The organism is Streptomyces bambusae (assembly GCF_019400985.1).
Lineage (GTDB): Bacteria > Actinomycetota > Actinomycetes > Streptomycetales > Streptomycetaceae > Streptomyces > Streptomyces bambusae_A.
In genome coordinates, this window is record NZ_WTFF01000001.1 from 80,239 (window position 1) to 97,001 (window position 16,763).

Annotated in this window: 14 protein-coding genes and 1 pseudogene; 6 read left to right on the forward strand and 9 right to left on the reverse strand. The window is 70.0% G+C overall.

Annotation, left to right across the window (positions count from 1 at the left end; all coding sequences use genetic code 11):
• Positions 1–55 precede the first annotated feature (55 nt).
• From GPJ59_RS00330 to GPJ59_RS00350, 5 genes are all read left to right on the forward strand, one after another.
• The gene (locus GPJ59_RS00330) at positions 56–1,051 is read left to right on the forward strand and encodes a CBASS oligonucleotide cyclase (RefSeq protein ID WP_219664080.1); all 996 of its coding nucleotides are present in this window, start codon (positions 56–58) and stop codon (positions 1,049–1,051) included.
• 2 nt (positions 1,052–1,053) lie between these two features.
• On the forward strand, positions 1,054–1,569 hold the full coding sequence (locus GPJ59_RS00335) for an HORMA-1 domain-containing protein (protein ID WP_258023626.1): 516 nt from the start codon (positions 1,054–1,056) through the stop codon (positions 1,567–1,569).
• Positions 1,570–1,599: 30 nt separating this feature from the next.
• Positions 1,600–2,520, forward strand: coding sequence for an AAA family ATPase (locus tag GPJ59_RS00340; RefSeq protein WP_219664082.1), 921 nt, complete (start codon positions 1,600–1,602; stop codon positions 2,518–2,520).
• Complete coding sequence (locus GPJ59_RS00345; protein ID WP_219664083.1) at positions 2,520–4,004, forward strand: SAVED domain-containing protein; 1,485 nt, start codon at positions 2,520–2,522, stop codon at positions 4,002–4,004. Before GPJ59_RS00340 ends, GPJ59_RS00345 begins: the two co-directional genes overlap by 1 nt.
• A 462-nt stretch (positions 4,005–4,466) precedes the next feature.
• Complete coding sequence (locus GPJ59_RS00350; protein WP_219664084.1) at positions 4,467–7,346, forward strand: tetratricopeptide repeat protein; 2,880 nt, start codon at positions 4,467–4,469, stop codon at positions 7,344–7,346.
• 667 nt (positions 7,347–8,013) lie between these two features.
• Here GPJ59_RS00350 and GPJ59_RS38805 read toward each other — a convergent pair.
• From GPJ59_RS38805 to GPJ59_RS00360, 3 genes and pseudogenes are all read right to left on the reverse strand, one after another.
• A pseudogene (locus GPJ59_RS38805) lies at positions 8,014–8,240 on the reverse strand (IS5/IS1182 family transposase); the annotation flags it as partial.
• A 43-nt stretch (positions 8,241–8,283) separates the two neighbouring features.
• A complete protein-coding gene (locus GPJ59_RS00355) occupies positions 8,284–9,516 on the reverse strand; it encodes a Glu/Leu/Phe/Val dehydrogenase dimerization domain-containing protein (RefSeq protein WP_219664085.1) in 1,233 nt (410 codons plus the stop codon).
• Positions 9,513–11,222, reverse strand: coding sequence for a thiamine pyrophosphate-binding protein (locus GPJ59_RS00360; protein WP_258023627.1), 1,710 nt, complete (start codon positions 11,220–11,222; stop codon positions 9,513–9,515). The genes GPJ59_RS00355 and GPJ59_RS00360 overlap by 4 nt, the downstream gene beginning before the upstream one ends.
• A 298-nt stretch (positions 11,223–11,520) precedes the next feature.
• Between GPJ59_RS00360 and GPJ59_RS00365 the strand changes: the two genes are divergently transcribed.
• Positions 11,521–12,435 (forward strand): phytanoyl-CoA dioxygenase family protein, encoded by a 915-nt coding sequence (locus GPJ59_RS00365; protein WP_219664086.1) that lies wholly within the window; start codon positions 11,521–11,523, stop codon positions 12,433–12,435.
• 74 nt (positions 12,436–12,509) lie between these two features.
• On the opposite strand, the gene GPJ59_RS00370 is transcribed toward GPJ59_RS00365, so the two are convergent.
• The 6 genes from GPJ59_RS00370 to GPJ59_RS00395 are packed head-to-tail and all read right to left on the reverse strand — an operon-like array spanning position 12,510 to position 16,758.
• A complete protein-coding gene (locus tag GPJ59_RS00370; RefSeq protein ID WP_219664087.1) occupies positions 12,510–12,989 on the reverse strand; it encodes an FAS1-like dehydratase domain-containing protein in 480 nt (159 codons plus the stop codon).
• A 25-nt stretch (positions 12,990–13,014) separates the two neighbouring features.
• Entirely contained in the window at positions 13,015–13,815 is an 801-nt protein-coding gene (locus GPJ59_RS00375) for an ABC transporter permease (protein ID WP_219664088.1), read from the reverse strand.
• The gene (locus GPJ59_RS00380) at positions 13,799–14,791 is read right to left on the reverse strand and encodes an ATP-binding cassette domain-containing protein (protein ID WP_219664089.1); all 993 of its coding nucleotides are present in this window, start codon (positions 14,789–14,791) and stop codon (positions 13,799–13,801) included. Before GPJ59_RS00380 ends, GPJ59_RS00375 begins: the two co-directional genes overlap by 17 nt.
• Positions 14,775–15,536: an enoyl-ACP reductase FabI gene (gene fabI, locus GPJ59_RS00385; RefSeq protein ID WP_219664108.1), complete on the reverse strand. Its 762-nt coding sequence runs from the start codon at positions 15,534–15,536 to the stop codon at positions 14,775–14,777. Before fabI ends, GPJ59_RS00380 begins: the two co-directional genes overlap by 17 nt.
• 32 nt (positions 15,537–15,568) lie before the next feature.
• Positions 15,569–16,273, reverse strand: a complete 705-nt coding sequence (fabG, locus tag GPJ59_RS00390) for a 3-oxoacyl-ACP reductase FabG (RefSeq protein ID WP_219664090.1) — start codon at positions 16,271–16,273, stop codon at positions 15,569–15,571.
• Between the two features lie 29 nt (positions 16,274–16,302).
• Positions 16,303–16,758: an SET domain-containing protein-lysine N-methyltransferase gene (locus tag GPJ59_RS00395; RefSeq protein ID WP_219664091.1), complete on the reverse strand. Its 456-nt coding sequence runs from the start codon at positions 16,756–16,758 to the stop codon at positions 16,303–16,305.
• Positions 16,759–16,763: the final 5 nt, after the last annotated feature.

Consider the following 16,763-nt stretch of genomic DNA (forward strand, 5'->3'; position numbering starts at 1 on the left):
GGATGGTAAGTCTGTTCTTCGGACGGTCATCTTCTCGGGTGAAAGGCGAACTGCCATGTCAGGAGAGCGTTACGTCGACCACAGGGTCCTCAAAGCATTCGCGCAGAGCAGGGTCAACGTGCCAGCGGAGGAGGCAAAGGAGCGCCGCCGACAGGTGAACCACCTGCGGGAACGTCTGGAGAATTACATCGCCGCCCACCCAGACTTCGACCTGGTGAAACTCCGCGCCTCTGGGAGTACGGCCAAACACACGGCGATCCGGCGCAAGAGCGGCACAGGATCCGACGCGGACGTCGCGGCGTACCTGCGTGTCGGAGACCCTGCGGTAGACGTCTCGAACGTGCTGGCCTGGCTCGAGGAGCGTTGCAGGGAGGTCTACGGCAAGACGAAGGTCGCAGAGGACTTCAAACCGTCCAACCACGCGGTGGGTATCACCATGCGCGGCTCCGGCTTGAAGATCGACGTGGTACCGGTGCTCTACACCGGCGAACCGGACGACAGGGGCTACCTGGTCACCAGCGACGGCGTCAAGGTGCTCACCTCTGTCACGCAGCACCTGCGCTTCATCGAGAAGCGCAAGGCGGTGGCCGGCGACGGCTACCGGGAGCTGATCCGCCTGCTGAAGGCGTGGGTTCGTGAGAGCAAGGAGGTCGACCCGCAGCTGCGCTGCAAGTCGTTCCTGATCGAGCTCCTGGTCGCACACCTGTGGGACGTCGGCTGGAATGGCAAGCCACTCCAGGTCAACGACTACCCGGCAGCGATCGAACAAGTTCTCGCCTACATCGTCCGCACCGGCCTCAAGACGCCGATCCTTTTCACCGACTACTACAAGGCCAGTGCGGTGAGCGCGACGACGGAACCCATCCAGGTCTGGGACCCGGTAAATCCGGAGAACAACGTCGCAAAGTACAGCGAACTCGACCGCCTACGGCTGGTGAACCACGCCAAGGCCACCCTCGACACCCTCACGATGGCTGCCTACGCGGCCACCAAGAGCGAGGCGCTCGACGCCTGGCGTGAGGTGTTCGGTCCCACTTTCCCGGGAGAATGACCATGACCGGCTCGTACACCAGATCCGCCTCCTCCTCGTTCACGATCACTGACGCCCGCTACGTCGGAGGCAGAGTCGCTGCCGATCTCCGCCTCCTGTTCAACCTCTATGGCGAGCCCTCCCTCGACCGAATCGACAACTTCGCCGAAGAGGTCGCCCTGCTCCTGCGCGACGGCTATCTCGACACTGTCGACTACGGCTTCCGCGACACGGCCAACAACGCCTGGAAGCTCCGCCTGCGCTACAAGGCCACGACCGGCGGTCAGCTCGTGGACTCCCGGCCAGGTAACTTTCCCGACCCGGTCGACCTCACCGGCTACGGCTTCTACAGCTTTCTGACCTATAGCTCCGCCTTCGACCTCCTGACCGGCACCCAGCAGGCGACGGTCAAGGGAGCTCTGCCGATCTCCCGGACGACCGGCGTCGCCCCGAGCGCCCTCTCAGGCAACACCACTGCAGGGCATGGCTACGCCCGCAACGGCGCTGGCGTCTCACGCGACGTCTACCTCGCCTACTAAGCCCAGTGCTATAGCAGGAGGATCAAGAACGTGACCAGCCAGGACGACCTGTTTCACCCCGTCATCGAACTGCCCGAGCCCACCCGCCGCGCCCGCTACGACCGGCTGATCGGCCTGGACAGCACAAAGCTGCGCCTGCGTAAGGAAGCGGCGCTCCTCGCTGATCCGCGCAGACTCCAGGCGTGGGCCGTCACCCATCATGGCGGCGATGTAGCCGCCCTCACTCTCTTCGTGGACCGGGCACCACTGTTCGTCTTCGCAGGCGATGTCGGCTCCGGCAAGTCGGCCCTGGCCGAGTCCTTCGGCTGCGACCTCGCCGACTTCCTCAGCCTGCCCGTCTACCTGTACCGGCTCAAGCTCGCGACCCGCGGCAGCGGCCTGGTAGGCGAGATGACGTCGCTCATCGGCGACGCCTTCACCCACATGCACATGGTAGGCAGGCGCGTCTCCGGCCCCCAGGGTGCTCGCGCCGTGCAGATCCTCGTCGTCGACGAGGCCGACGCCCTGGTCCAGTCCCGCGAGGCCCAGCAGATGCACCACGAGGACCGAGCCGGCGTCGACGCGTTCCTGGCCGGAATCGACAGCCTGGCCGGTGCCCAGCTCCCCGTCGTCGTCGTGTTGTGCACCAACCGGCTCGGCGCCCTCGACCCGGCCGTCATGCGCCGCGCCGCGGCCACCTTCACCTTCGCTCGCCCCGACGACGCGCAGCGTCACGCGGTCCTCACCCAGGCGCTCGGCGGGCTCGACATCCGCCCGGAAACCGTCCGCAAGGTCGTCGAGCTCACTGGCCCCACCGGCATCTGCCCCGGCTATACCTTCTCCGACCTCACCCAGCGCTTGGTCCCAGCTGCCGTCTTCCGTGCCTTCCCCGACCGGCCGGTCACCGACGACGACCTCCTCGCCCTCGCCGAAGAGCTGGAGCCCACCCCTGTCTTCATCGAGGAACGCTGATGCCACATCTCCCCGCTCCTGGCCCCACCAGCGTTCGCACTACCGGTGACTACTACCAGTGGCTCGTCGCATGGGAGAGCTGCCTGACCCTCCTGCGGGAGAACGCCACTCGCTCACACAACCCAATCCACACAGTCGGCGTCGAGCTTGACGGCGTGGGCAACCTCGATGATGTCGTCCTGCTGCGTGACGCTCCCCCGAACACCTACAAGCAGGTGAAGTACGCGGTTGACAGCACCACTCCGGTCAACGAGGAGTACCTGACCAAGCCCAGCGCCAGCGGCGGTCCGTCGATTCTCAAGAAGATCGCCAAGACATGGAGGGAGTTGACCGCCGACGGTGGAAGTGCCGACGTGCGCCTGGTAACCAACCGGGCGGCCGACCCCGAGGACGACTTGATGGCGGGCCGCGACGCCCGTACCGGCCTCCTTATGCCCAAGGCAGCCGTCGGCGGAGCCAAGTCGCTCCGAGGTAAGGCCCGTGCCCGGTGGGCCCAGGAGGCAGGAGTAACAGAGGCCGAACTCATCGATCTCCTGTCGGTGCTGCGCTTCGACCTGCCTCTGGACATGGTCAGGTTCCAAGAGAACCTCCAACTCCTGATGACTGTCACCGGCCTCCGTCACGACCAGCAAGCACTTGAAAAGGGTGTCGGCTGGGTCGCCAAGATGGTCCGCGAGGGCCACCGAAAGCTAACGAAGACGATGATCGAGGCTGCCGTCACCGAGCTTGAACTCAAGGCGGGGCCTGCCCGAGCCATTCTGTCGATTGCCACCCTCAAACCGGACCCGCTGGCGTCGGAAGCTGACCACGCCATCGACTGGATCGATCGCTTCGACGGAGACTCCGACTACACCAAGCGTCGCCCACTGTCACCGCACACGTGGGCTCAGCTGCAGACGGACATCGAGGCCGCGCCTGGACACCTGCCTGCCGGGACAACCGCTGTCTCCGTCACGGGCAGCATCCGTCTCGCGCCAGCCTTCCTCGTAGGCACCACCTTTCGCATGGTCACCGGTACCGACCTCGCAGCAGTTCAACGCGGGAGGACTGGTAGCCAACTCTGGTCCAGCAACGAGCCATTCGACACCCCTCTGGCGCCCGAAGTCATCGAGCACGAGATCAGCCAAGGTGACGAGATCGCTGTCGCCATCGCCGTTGCAACGGACCCAACTGAGGACGTCTTTGAGTACTTGGACGAGCAGAACCTCCCCGTCAGCAAGCTCATCGTCCTCACCCCGCCGAGCGGCACAGCAAATGACGGATCTATCCCCGACAGTGCCGCCGCCAACGCCTTGGCCGTCGGCATCCGCGACCACCTCCGCCGCTGTACACGCCGAGTCCGCCGGATGCACCTCTTCCTCGCTTGCCCCATGGGGCTTGCTGTTCTGCTGGGAAACCGGTGGAACCGCCTTTGTCAGACCATCGTGTACGAGGACATCAAGATCGACGACGGATACGAAGCGGCGTTCACCATCGAGGCATAGGGGCCTCATCGACTAACAACAGAGCGCCACAGATCAGGCATGCGGCGGCCCGCGACCTAGCCAGATCCACGAGATCTACCACCCCGCACTCGCCACATGTGTCGAGGGCCGGAACGAGTCGAGGGCGACATCCTCCTCCGCGCGTCCCCGCCCGAAGGCCGCGGCTCATGACCCCCACCACAAGGACAGGCCGCGGCTGACGAGTTCACGGACAAGCCCTGAGACCACCCACCCTCCCGCTGTCTTCAGGGCCTCGAACCGCCAAGTCCGGTCACGCCACTTCGCTGCGAATTCCTTCACCGCACGTCCTCTCTCCAGGTCCGGCCTCTCCAGCCGGTCGTCGGCCATTGATCCGGATCCGTGCGGGGTTCAGCGGGTCGTTTCCCGCTGAACCCCACATCGCCGCAGGCCAGACCTGGTGAAATAGGCGTTCAACGAAAGTTCGGATTGAACGGGTGACGGATGGACGACCAGTCCGCGGCTGAGCGGCTCGCGACGGAGCTGAGGCAGCTGCGCACGAACGCCGGATCCCCTACGTACGCCCAGATCGCGCGGTGGGGAAGCCGGCAGCGTCCCCCAGTCAGTCTCGGCAAGAGCAAGCTCAGCTTGTGGTTCAGCGGCAAGAGCGTTCCCGAGGACGGCCGCCCCTTCGCCGTCCTCGTGGAACTGCTCGAAGCCAGGGCCCAGCAGAAGTCCGGCACACCCGGCCGCGGCACGGCCGCATGGCGGATGAGACGGACGGCGGCGGACCAGGAACGACGCCGTGAGACCGGGGGCCTCCCCCGCCGTTCGGCCGGGGACGACCCGTCCGCCTCCGGACCGACGCCGGGCACCTACTCGGTGCGTCCTCCGTACGGAGAGCTGCCCACCCGCCTTCATGGCCGGGACAGCCTGTTGGCCGATCTGGAACGGGCGCTGGCCGAGGGGCACGAGCAGGTGCAGGTCCTGCACGGGCTCGGCGGATGCGGAAAGACAACAGCGGCGCTGCGGCTTGCCCGGCACGCCCGGGACCTCGGACATCAGGTGTTCTGGGTGTCGGCGACGACGAACGAGCGGTTGCTGACGGGTATGTCTCAGGTGGCCCGTGAACTGGGCGTGGATGAAGACGGCCTCAGTCGCGCATGGGCGGGGCAGTCGAGCGCGCTGGATCTCGTGTGGCGTTGTCTGGACCGTGCGGGCGAGCGCTGGCTGCTCGTCGTCGACGCCGTGGACGACCTCTCGGCCGTCGCTTCGGAGCACGGCTCGCCGGGGGACGGCACAGGGTGGATCCGACCGAGTCGTTCCGGCCTCACCGTGGTGACGAGTCGCGTCGGCAACCCCCTGCTGTGGGGAACGGAAGCAGTGTGCCGAGCGGTGGACATGCTGTCCGCCGAGGACGGGGCGAAGGTCCTCACTGATCTGGCGAGAGACGCCGGGCCGGTGGAAGACGCTCGTACACTCGCCGCGAGACTGGGCGGGCTGCCCCTGGGACTGCACTTGGCAGGCTCATATCTGGCGAAGGCACGAAGGAGCCTGGGCTTCGCGCGCGGCGTCATGGATGTCCGGCCCGTGGGGGACTTCGCCGGGTACACGGCCGAACTCGACCGGCTGGGCGCCCCGCTGCTCGACGCGGGTGGATCATTCAAGTCGGGCACGGCCGACCAGCAGCTGCGCCGACTGGTGAGCCACACCTGGGAGATCAGCCTCGACCTGCTCACCCGACAAGGGTTGCCGGAAGCCAGATTGCTCATGCGGGTCCTGTCGTGCTTCGCCCCGACCCCGTTCCCCACCGCGCTGCTCGCCTACGGTCTCGTCGCTCCGGAGGGCGGGTTCCCGGAAGGATTCGAAGAGGGCGAGGCAGCCATCGACGCACTCGTCGACGTGGGCTTGTTGAACCTGGTCGACGTGGCCGTCTCGGTCGGCGGAAGCGGCACGGCGAACGCGGCAAACTTGTGCCTCACAGCCCACCCGCTGGTACTGGAGACCAACGCGGCACAGGTGCGCGGCGGAGACGGAACCGCCGAGGTGTGGCGGGCCGCCGCCCGCGTCGTGCGATGGATGGGAGGGGGTACGGATACGCCTGATCAATGGCGAAGGTGGCAGGTCCTGGTCCCCCATGTTCTGGCTGCCCTGCGCTCCGCTCCCGCGAACGACGTGGAGTCGTTGGCCTGGTTCGTCGAAGTCGGATGGGCCTCCTACGGCTACTGCCTGGCCTCCAACCACCGGGGCCAGGCCGATGAACTGCTCAGGTTGATGATGGAGCGTGCCGTCGCCCTGCCGGAAGACCGTCCCGTGGTCGGTGCGATTCGTGGCCAGTACTACGAGGCCATCGGCGATGTGGACGAGGCTCGTCGGCTCTTCGAAGAGAGCCGCGCCGAGCGAGAGCCGCAGGACGTGGAAACACTGCAATTCCAGTTCCGATGGGCGCGCGCCCTACAGTCGACCGGACGGCTGCCCGCCGCTGAAGAACAGCTGCGCGCGATTCTGGACGGGCTGCGCTCGAACGGCTCCGTGAGCAACAGGTTGCTGGTCCACTCGGTCCTTGTCCTGGTGCTCGCAGCACAGGGCAAGGACGAGAGGGCGGCCGCGGAGGCGCAGGCGCTGATGTCCACCATCGAGACGGAACCGGCCGAACTGGGCATCCCTCTGCTTCACCACGTGGGTCACGCGCTCACGGAAACGCGTCAGACGGAACAGGCAGAGAGCGTGTACGGTGCGCTCCTCTCCCGACTCGATGAAGCGGACGAACAGCTCTCCCCCCTCTACCACGACATTTCCCTGCAACTGCTCGATCTGCTTCTGCACGGGGGACGTGAACGCGCGGCCATCACGTTGATCAGCCGTCTCCTCGGTCTCTACATGCCGACCGGGAACGACTCTCCGGCAAGCCCCGCGAGTCTCGTCGACCTCATCCAGACCCGGCTCGACCTTCAGCTGGAACTGGCGGAGTGCAGCAGCGCCGAGGACGAGCTGCGGGGGTTGCTGCGCGATCAGCTGAGCGTGAGCGGGGGCATCGGCTTGCTCATCGTCGAGTTGCACATCGCGCTCGCCCGCCTGTTCATCGCACAGGGGGACTTCACTCAGGCCCAGGAACAGCTGGGGCTGGCCGAGAAAGCCGCGACCGCAGCCGACGGCGGCAAAGTGCCCCTGTGGACGGTCCCCCTCTGGAAAGCCCGGTGCCTGTGCGCCCAGGACCGATGCGCAGAAGCCCTGGGCTGCTACGAACAGACGGTCGCGCTGCTCGCCGATGACCCCGACGGCATGGCGTGCGTCATGGAGGAAGCCGCTGACTGCCTCGCCACGGTCTCGGGTGGCGAAGCCCACGTCGGACAGTGGGAGTCCGGCGGGAGGGCAATGGATTGAGCGCCACGAGCGTCACCTCAGCGCCAAGCCATTGCCCATAACGCCCACACCACGCCTACCGCGCACCACAAAACCCCTGCGGCCCCGGGCACCACACGCACCGGACACACCGCTCAGCGTCACGGAGAGTCACAACCGAGAAGCGATTGGCAGAGGCAGCCAACAGTTCGGTAGTCAGTGCCCCAGTGCCACATCAAGGCGCCCACCGCCATACAGCCAAGGGCTCCGCCTGGCGGTCATCAACCAAGCATGACGGCGCATCAGGAACCGCGCCGTCCATGCGTCAAATGAGCGTCACGAGCGTCATCTCAGCGTCAAGATACCGCCCGTAACGCCCACACCGCGCATACCGCGCACCCGCAAAACACCAGGTCAGAGCCCTTACTTAACCGGCTCAAGGATCGCCACGCACTCCACGTGGTGCGTCATCGGAATAAGATGCAGTAAAAACATGTGAAAGGAAACCACAGGTCAGCGGCTCGCAGGGAGCAAACCGGACAGGGTGCCTGTGTGCGTTACGAGCAGAGCGGGCGGTATGTACCGTGCGCTGACGCTTCCTTCTCGCTTCCGTCTGGGCGTTCTGGGCCCGATGCCGCACGCGGAGCCGGCGGCGCGGCGGCGACCGTCCACAGAGTTGGCTTGGGGGTGGTTTCACGCGCCTTCTGCAGGCGGTGCACTGCATGGCCGCAGTCTTGGCGGCGCCGGGGACTCGCGGATCACCGCCCGGACAGCGGCGATCAGCTGGGTGACGGTGTCCTGGGTGGCCACCGCGTCGTCCAGCACCGTGGAATCCAGTGCCCGCCGGTGCCTGCCCTTCAACACTCCTGTGGCCTTGACCACCTCCCGCACAGCCTCCAGGCTCAGAGCAGCGTTGGCGCGATGCCGAAGGCGTCGGCTTCCATGGGGGCTTCCGGCTGCCCGCTGACGGTGGCCGTCGTCAGCGGTAGGTGCCGTGCGCCGCGGTCAGTTCGGCGAGGCGGCCGTGGGCGAGCGCGCGGGCGGCGGTGCGGGGCGAGGTGCCCTCGGCCGCGGCCCGGTCCAGGACGAGCGTGACGAGCTCCCGGATCGAGGAGCGCACCTTGGCGTAGGCCTCCTCCGCGGCCGGGCCAATGTCGCCGAACAAGGTCCACCACCACCACGCATTTGTACCGGAGTTGGCGACGATGTCGGGAAGGACCGTGATGCCGCGGGCAGCCAGGAGCGGCTCGGCCTCCGGCACCACGGGCAGGTTCGCCGCCTCGGCCACGTACCGCGCCGTGACCCGGGCCTGGTCGTCGGGGCCGATCGCGTAGGAGACCGCCGCCGGGACCAGGACCTCCGCGTCTGTGGCGAGCCAGGCATCGCCGGGCAGCCGGGCGTCCCCGGGACGCAGGGCGGACCGGGACACGACGCCACGGGAGTCGCGGGCGGCGAGCAGAGCCTCGACGTCGAGCCCGTCCGGATTGGCGATGGTGCCGCAGGCGTCGGCGACCGCGACCACCGCCAGTCCGGCGCGATCCAGGAAACGGGCGGTGGCACCGCCCATGGTGCCCATGCCCTGGATGGCGACCCGCGTGCCCCGGCGCGGCACGCCATCACGATCGAGGGCGGTGAGCACCGCTTCGGCGACTCCGCAGCCGCCGACGAGCTCGTCGAGTCCGATGCTGTCGTCCTCGACCGCGAAGGCGGCCGCGAGGCGGGCGCGCGCCTCCGCCTCGTCGGCCAGCAGAGGGAACACCGCCTGCACCGAGCTGGTCAGCCCGGCGTCCCGCACGGCCCGGTCGATGTCCGTCTGCCGCAGTCCGAGGTCCTCCCCGGTCGTCCAGAAGCGTTCGACGTACGGCGTCATGGCTCGCAGGTAGCGAACGAGGATCCCGTACGCCTCGGGTTCGGCCGGGTCGCAGTCGATGCCGCCCTTGGCACCGCCGAGCGGCACGTAGCGGGCGCCCGCGTCGTAGTGCAAGGCCTCCTTCAGCGACATCCCCGCAGCGAGTTCACCGACCTCGGCGAGGGTGCAGCCCTCGCGCATGCGCAGGCCGCCGCTAGCGACACCGCGGACGAGCCCGTCGATGACCAGGTAGCCGCTCCGGCCCGTGACATGGTCCCTCCAGGTCGTGTGCAGCAGCGGCGTTCGCGGGCCGGCAGCGAGGTCGGACGGACACAGGCGGTTGACGGTCGGGCCGGTACTCATGCTCGGGTCTCCTCGGGTACGACGATGACGGTGGGTCCGGGGGTGCACAGCGCGGTCGCGAGCGCGGCCGCCAGCTCCCGCGGTGTGCGGGCGACTGCGCCGTTGCCCCCGTAGGCACGGGCCAGCGCGGGCAGATCCGGGGACGGCAGGTCGACGGCCACCGGAGCAGCGCCGCGTGCCTCCATCTGGTTGCGGATCTCCCCGTAGCCGCCGTTGTCGAAGACGACGACGGGGAGGGGACGGTCGAGCTGTGCGGCGGTGGCGAGTTCCTGCACGGTGAACTGGAGCCCGCCGTCGCCGCTCAGGGCGACCACCTGGCGGTCGGGACGTGCCGTCGCGGCTCCGACGGCCGCGGGGAGCGCATAGCCGAGGGTGCCGAATCCGGTGGGGTGCAGCATCCGGCCCGGGGGGTCGAGGGGCATGTGCGGGAGGGCGCCGTAGTAGCAGGCCATGGCGCTGTCGGAGGTGATGACGGCGTCGGTGGCCAGGACGCCGCGGAGGGCGTCGAGGTACGGGACCCAGCGGGCGTCACGGGCCGCGTGTTCCGCCCGTGAGCTGCGGCGGAGCCGGTCGGCCAGGGCCACCGGAGGACGGACGGGGCCGGGGACAGGGGCGGGACCGGAACCGAGGGCCCGCGCAGCGGATGCGGGGGAGTCGGAGACAGCGACGGGTGCCCGCGGCGGCTCCGCGACGTGGCGGAGCAGATCGTCGAGCACCGTCGCCGCATCACCGGTCAGCGGGATGTCCGCGGGCGGGTCGGCGTACATCCGGTCGGGGTCGATGTCGATCCTGATGAGGACGCCGCCCGGCGCCGGCGGCGGCCGCCAGAAGTCGGACTCCGCGAGTTCGGTGCCCACCGCCACGACGGTGTCGCAGTCGGCGAGCCACTTCTGGACGGTTCCGGTGTGCAGAGCGACCCCGAGGGACAGCGGATGCGACTCCGCGACCGTGCCCTTGCCGTTGGCCGTGGTGACGACCGGGGCGCCGAGGAGTTCGGCGAGCCGGGTGCACGCCGGCCCAGCCGCGCGGGCCCCGCCGCCCACGACCAGGGCCGTGCGACCGGCCCGGCGCAACTGGTGTGCGGCCCGGAGCAGTTCGCCGGCGTCGGCGCGGGCGGGTGCGGCCGGTGCCGTGCGCCGCGGCCGTGTCGTGACGGGCCCGGACTCCTCCAGGAGGTCGAGCGGTATCTCGATGTGCACGGGCCGGGGCCGGCCGGTGCGGAACGAGGTGAAGGCGCGGGCGACCGCCGTGTCGATCTCCCCGACGGAGGTGACGCGGTGACTGAAGGCGGTGACCGCCTCCATCGCCCGCTGCTGGCCGGGGGTCTCGTGCAGCCGCCCGGTGGGCAGCGCTGGGTGCCGCAGCGGCATCCCCGGCGACAGGACGAGCAGCGGGACGCTGTCGGAGTAGGCCTGGCCGACGGCCGCGACCGTGTTGAGGAGGCCGGGCCCCGTCGTGGTCAGGACGACGCCGGGGCGGCCGCTGGTACGGGCGTAGCCGTCTGCCGCGTAGGCGGCGCCCTGCTCGTGACGGGTGGTCACCGGGTGGACTCCGTAGGGGCGGAGGTGGGCGTACACCTCCAGGTTGTGGGTGCCCGGTATGCCGAAGAGCACGCCGACCCCGTGTGCGGCGAGGGCCCGGGCCACGGCCCGGCCGCCCGTCATGGTCGTCACGGTGTCGGTACCGGCGGCCGGCTGGGATGGCATGGGCAGGCTGCTCTCTCCGTCGCTGGGGGTGGCAGCGGAACCGCGGTCGAGCCGCGGGCCGCACGGGGGATGGCGTGGGACGGGCGGCCGAAGAACACTCCGTCGAGATCGCTCCCCTGCACCATAACCCCTGATGGGAGCGGAGTTGACGGCCCCTCACCAGCGTACGCCGTCCGGTCGCGGCGGGTCGTCGGAAGGGTGACCCGGCGCTCCTCCGGCAGAGGGATGCGACCCGCGGCGGCGGCGTGGTGGGGTCGGACCCGAGAGAGCCGCGAGGGCCCGCGACAGGAGGCGAGGTGTGCGCGTGGTGACAGCGGCGGAGGGAACGACGCGGGCGGGGGACGGACCCGCCGCGGCACGCATTCCCGTGTTCGGCGCGCCCTACGACTGGGACCCGATCGACGACGCGGTCCGGCGGCACGGAGCGGCGGTCGTGTCCGGCCTGATCGGGACGGATCAGGTGGCCGGGTTCAACCGCGAGGTGGACGACTGGATCGCGGCGGACGCGGGGCGGCTGGCGCCGGAGACCGAGTCGGAGCGGTACAACCTGTTCCTCGGTCGCCGGACGCTGCGCATCCACGCGCTGCCCGCCAAGATCGAGGCATCCCACGATTTGATCACTCACCCCGAGGTGCTGGGCTGTGTGGAGCGCCTGTTGTCGCACTGGTCGAACGGCGCGTTGCTGAGCGCTGCCGAGGTGATCCAGATCGGTCCGGGCGAGTCCTCGCAGCTGCTCCACCGCGACACCGCGTCGTGGTGGCCGCACCTGGAGCGTAGCGAACACCCCTGGAACGTCAGCGCGATGATCGCGCTGACCCGGTTCACCGAGGAGAACGGGGCGACCCGGGTGGTGCCCGACAGCTACGACTGGCCGCTGGAGCGGCGCCCGCACCCGTCCCAGATCCGCCGGGCGGTCATGGAGCCGGGCGACGTCCTGTTCTTCCGCGGCGACCTGCTGCACGGCGGCGGCGCCAACCGCACGGCGAGCCAGGACCGGCGCGGGGTGACCCTGAGCTACTGCGCGGGCTGGTTGCGGCCGGTGGACAACATCATGCTGGCCATCCCCCCGGCCCGGGCGGCGAGCCTGTCCGACGAGCTGCTGTCCATGCTCGGCTACACCGCCCACGACTCGACCGGCATCCGCGGCGGTCTGGTGGGCACGTACGACTACACGGACCCGCTGCGGGCGCTGCGCAGCGGCGAACTGCACTGAGCGACACGGCCACTGAGCGGTACGGTCCCGGGCCCACCGGCCGCAGGCCGTCCGGGGTGCCGGGGGTCCGCCGATCAGGCCGGGCCCGCTCCCTCGTCCACCGGGTCGGTGGGCCCTCCCGGGCCCAGAACGACAGTGACCACGGTGCACACGTCGCCACCCCGCTCGTCGCATACGTCACTGCGCAGCGTCAGCCGGTCGTAGCCCCCGACCCGCTCCAGCCGCTCCAGCACCGAGCGCGTGGACAGCAGGTCCCCCGCGACGACCGGACGGTGCTGGACGACGCGTTGCGAGTGGTGGATCATCTGCCCGCCGTCGAAGCCGAACCCGGGGTCCTCCAGCAGGATCCGGGTCACCATCCCCGCCACCGTCACCACGAAGGTGGGGGGCGCGATGATGTCGGGGTAGCCCAGTGCACGGGCGGCGGCCGGGTCCCGGTAGACCGGGTTGGGGTCGCCGACGGCCTCAGCGAAGGCGCGGATGTCGGTCCTCGTGGCGAGGTACGGCTCCGCACTCCGGTAGGGCCTTCCGGTGTACGTGGCGTCGGGGGCCATGGTTCTCCTGTTCTGGTGTGCGGGGTCAGCGGACGCGGCGGCGATAGGCGCGCGCGGCAAGCGGGAGGAAGACTGCCAGGATCGCGGCCGACCACAGCAGCGTCCCGGCGACCTCCCGCCCGGCGGGAGCTCCGGAGAGCAGGGCTCTGACGGCGTCGGTGGCCCAGGTGACCGGGTTGACTCCGGCCCAGATCCGGACCCAGCCGGGCATGTCGTCCGTGTCGACCAGTACGGAGCTGCCGAAGGCGAGCGGGAAGAGGAACACCGTCGCCAGTGTCTGCACGCCGGAGGGGGTGCGGGCCTTGAGCCCCAGCAGGGTCCAGATCCAGCACAGCGAGAACGCGAACACCAGGATGAGGGCTCCGGCCGCGGCCACTCCCTGGACACCGCCCGCGGGGCGGAAGCCGATCGCGGCCGCGACGGCGGTCATCACCGCGAGGGACAGCCCGTAGCGGACCAGGTCTCCCAGGACCGCGCCGAGCAGGGGGGCAGTGCGCGAGATGGGCAGGGTGCGGAACCGGTCGAACAGCCCTTTCTCCAAGTCGGTGTTGAGGGCCAGGCCGGTGCCGAGGGTCGAGAGCACCACCATCTGCACGGCGATGCCGGGCAGCGCGAAGTCCCGGTAGGTGCGCCAGTCCCCCGCCATCGCCTCGCCCATGACGAAGACGAACAGAGTGACGTAGATCAGCGGCTGGAGGACGAACCCGACGGTCTCCTCCGGCACCGTCCGGAGCCTGCTGACGCTGCGCCGGGCCAGGGTCAGGGACTGCCTGAGGGCTGCGCGGGCAAGGCCGCCGCGGGCGGGCGTGTCAGTGTCCTGCATCATCCGCGGCTCCTTCCGCGAGGGCGCCGGCCCGGGGCCGGCCGGTCAGCGCCAGGAACACCTCGTCCAGGCTCGGATAGCCCAGCGATATCTCGCCGACGACGAGACCGGCGTCCATCAGCCGTCGGGCGACGTCGGGGAACGCGGCGGCTTCGTCCAGGTTCATGCGCACGACGTCCCCGTCGGCCGCGGCCGGCCGGCCGGTGAGCGCGGTGGCGGCCCGTGCGACGGCGTCGGCGCGGGACCGGTCGGGCGGGTGGAACTCCACCCGGTGCCCGCCGACGCGCTGCTTCAGCTGCCGGGGCGGGCCGGTGACGACCACGCGGCCCCGGTCCAGGACCACGACGTCGTCGGCGAGCCGGTCCGCCTCCTCCAGGTACTGCGTGGTGAGGAGGACGGTGGTGCCCTTGGCCACGACGTCCAGGACCAGGCTCCACAGCTCTCCCCGGCTGCGCGGGTCGAGGCCGGTGGTCGGCTCGTCGAGGAACAGCACACGGGGGCGCCGCACCAGGCAGGCGGCGAGGTCCAGGCGCCGGCGCATGCCGCCGGAGTAGGTCCGTACGAGCCGCCCGGCGGCCTCCGACAGACCCAGCAGGTCCAGCAGCTCCGCCGCCCGGCTCCGGGCCGCCTGCCGGGAGAACCCGCCCAGCCGCGCCACCATGACCAGGTTCTGGGTGCCCGTCATCAGGTCGTCGACGGCCGTGAACTGGCCGGTCACGCCGATGGCGGCACGGACCCGGCCGGCCTCGCGGACGACGTCGTACCCGGCCACGGAGGCTCGGCCCGAGTCGGGGGGCAGCAGGGTGGTGAGGGTCCGCACCACGGTGGTCTTGCCCGCGCCGTTGGGGCCGAGCAGGCACAGCACGCTGCCCTCCGGCGCGGCCAGGCTGACTCCGTCCAGCGCGAGGGCCCCGCCGAACCGCTTGACGAGGCCGTCCGCCACGATGGCGGGCGCCGCCCGGTCAGCCACCGATGGCATGGACACCACCATCGACGTGGACGATCTCCCCGGTCGTGGCGGGGAACCAGTCCGACAGCAGGGCCGCGCAGGCGCGGGCCGTCGGCTCGAAGTCGTCTCCGCGCCAGCCCAGTGGCGCCGTCTCGTCCCATCCGTCGGTCTCGAAGCCGGGGACGCTGCGCGCGGCCACGCTCCGCAGGGGGCCCGCCGCGACGAGGTTGACCCGGATGCCGCGGGGGCCGAGGTCGCGGGCGAGGTAGCGGGAGCAGGCCTCGAGGCCTGCCTTGGCCACGCCCATCCAGTCGTAGCCCGCCCAGGTGCGGGAGGCGTCGTAGTCCAGGCCCACGATGGATCCGCCGGGACCCATCAGCGGCAGGCACGCCATCGACAGTGACTTCAGCGAGTAGGTCGACACGTGCAGCGCGGTGGCGACGTCCGGCCACGGGGTGTGGAGGAAGTTGCCGCCGAGGGCGGACTGCGGGGCGAACGCGATGGCGTGGAGCACCCCGTCGAGGCCGTCCACGTGCTCACGCACGCGTTCGGCCAGCGAATCCGTCTGTTCCGGGTCCGTGACGTCGAGCTCCAGGACCGGAGCAGGCCGCGGGAGCCGCTGGGCGATGCGCCGGACCAGGCTCATCCGCCCGTAGCCGGTCAGGACGACCTCGGCGCCCTCCTGCTGGGCGACGCGGGCCACGTGGAAGGCGATGGAGGCGTCGGTGAGGACGCCGGTGACGAGAAGGCGCTTCCCGGTGAGGATGCCCATCATGTTCTCTTTCGGGTCGGAGCGGTCGGCCGGTGTCACATGCCCATGGAGGAGCCGCCGTCGACCGGCAGGACGGCACCGGTGACGTAGGCGGCGTCGTCGCTCGCCAGGAACCTGACGGCATGCGCGACTTCCTCGGGGGCGGCGCTCCGGCCGAGCGGGATGTCCCGGACGTACTGCTCCAGGAGCTCGGCAGGCAGACCGGCGGTCATGTCGGTGTCGATGAGCCCGGGCGCGACGATGTTGACGGTGATCCCTCGCGGGCCGAGCTCACGGGCGAGGCTGCGGCCGAAGCCGATCAGGCCTGCCTTCGAGGCCGAGTAGTTCGTCTGGCCGGCCGCCCCTTGGAGGGCGACCACGGACGAGACGAGCACGATGCGGCCGTAGCGAGCGCGCACCATGCCCCGTAGCGCGCGCTTGACGATGCGGTATGCACCGGTGAGGTTGGTGTCGAGGACGGAGGTGAAGGCCTCCTCGGGCATGCGGGCGAGCAACTGGTCCTTGACGATGCCCGCGTTGACGACCAGGACCTCGACGCTGCCCTGACTCGCCTCCACCTCGGCGAAGGCCCGGGTCACCTGCTCGGGGTCGGTGATGTCGCAGACCACGCCGGGCAGGCCGGCGGGCGGCTCGCCGGTGCGGTACGTGACCGTCACCCGCTCGCCCGCCGACTGCAGGGACCGGGCGACGGCGAGACCGATCCCCCGGTTCCCGCCGACGACCAGACAGGAGCGGCTCATGGTTTCTCCTCCTCTCGGTCGCGCCGCGCTCAGCGTGCGGATCCGGCGTGGCTCGCCAGCCGGTCCGCGATGTGCGGGTTGAGCTCGTAGCGCTCCAGCACCTCCCGAGGGAGGTCCCGGGCACCGCTGACGGTGCCTATGCAGGAGGCCGCACCGCACAGGCAGGCGAAGGGGCCGACCATCTCCCACTCGGTCGTCGGGTAGAAGAACGTCAGCTCCTCGCCCGCGGCGATCGGGCGCAGTGCCACCACCTGGAGCCGGACGGTGTCGACATGGGTGTTCGGGTCGCAGGAGTGGTTGAGGTGGCGCACCCGGGGGCCGTCGATGTGGCGCCCGCCGATGTCGATGGTGTAGATCGACGGCGTGTCGGCCTCGACGCACTGCCCGAGGTCGGTGACGACCTCTCCGGCGGCCAGGTCGTGCGCGGCGGCGACTCCGTTGCCGTAGCTGAGGTCGTGCAGGGGGGTGAGCGTGTCGTGCTGCATGGTCT

What these genes read in the sequence shown, in the direction of transcription:
- GPJ59_RS00330 (WP_219664080.1), top strand. Translation starts at nt 56, where the DNA reads ATGTCAGGAGAGCGTTACGTCGACCACAGGGTCCTCAAAGCATTCGCG.
- GPJ59_RS00335 (WP_258023626.1), top strand. Translation starts at nt 1,054, where the DNA reads ATGACCGGCTCGTACACCAGATCCGCCTCCTCCTCGTTCACGATCACT.
- GPJ59_RS00345 (WP_219664083.1), top strand. Translation starts at nt 2,520, where the DNA reads ATGCCACATCTCCCCGCTCCTGGCCCCACCAGCGTTCGCACTACCGGT.
- GPJ59_RS00350 (WP_219664084.1), top strand. Translation starts at nt 4,467, where the DNA reads ATGGACGACCAGTCCGCGGCTGAGCGGCTCGCGACGGAGCTGAGGCAG.
- GPJ59_RS00355 (WP_219664085.1), bottom strand. Translation starts at nt 9,516, where the DNA reads ATGAGTACCGGCCCGACCGTCAACCGCCTGTGTCCGTCCGACCTCGCT.
- GPJ59_RS00360 (WP_258023627.1), bottom strand. Translation starts at nt 11,222, where the DNA reads ATGCCATCCCAGCCGGCCGCCGGTACCGACACCGTGACGACCATGACG.
- GPJ59_RS00370 (WP_219664087.1), bottom strand. Translation starts at nt 12,989, where the DNA reads ATGGCCCCCGACGCCACGTACACCGGAAGGCCCTACCGGAGTGCGGAG.
- GPJ59_RS00375 (WP_219664088.1), bottom strand. Translation starts at nt 13,815, where the DNA reads ATGATGCAGGACACTGACACGCCCGCCCGCGGCGGCCTTGCCCGCGCA.
- GPJ59_RS00380 (WP_219664089.1), bottom strand. Translation starts at nt 14,791, where the DNA reads ATGCCATCGGTGGCTGACCGGGCGGCGCCCGCCATCGTGGCGGACGGC.
- fabI (WP_219664108.1), bottom strand. Translation starts at nt 15,536, where the DNA reads ATGATGGGCATCCTCACCGGGAAGCGCCTTCTCGTCACCGGCGTCCTC.
- fabG (WP_219664090.1), bottom strand. Translation starts at nt 16,273, where the DNA reads ATGAGCCGCTCCTGTCTGGTCGTCGGCGGGAACCGGGGGATCGGTCTC.
- GPJ59_RS00395 (WP_219664091.1), bottom strand. Translation starts at nt 16,758, where the DNA reads ATGCAGCACGACACGCTCACCCCCCTGCACGACCTCAGCTACGGCAAC.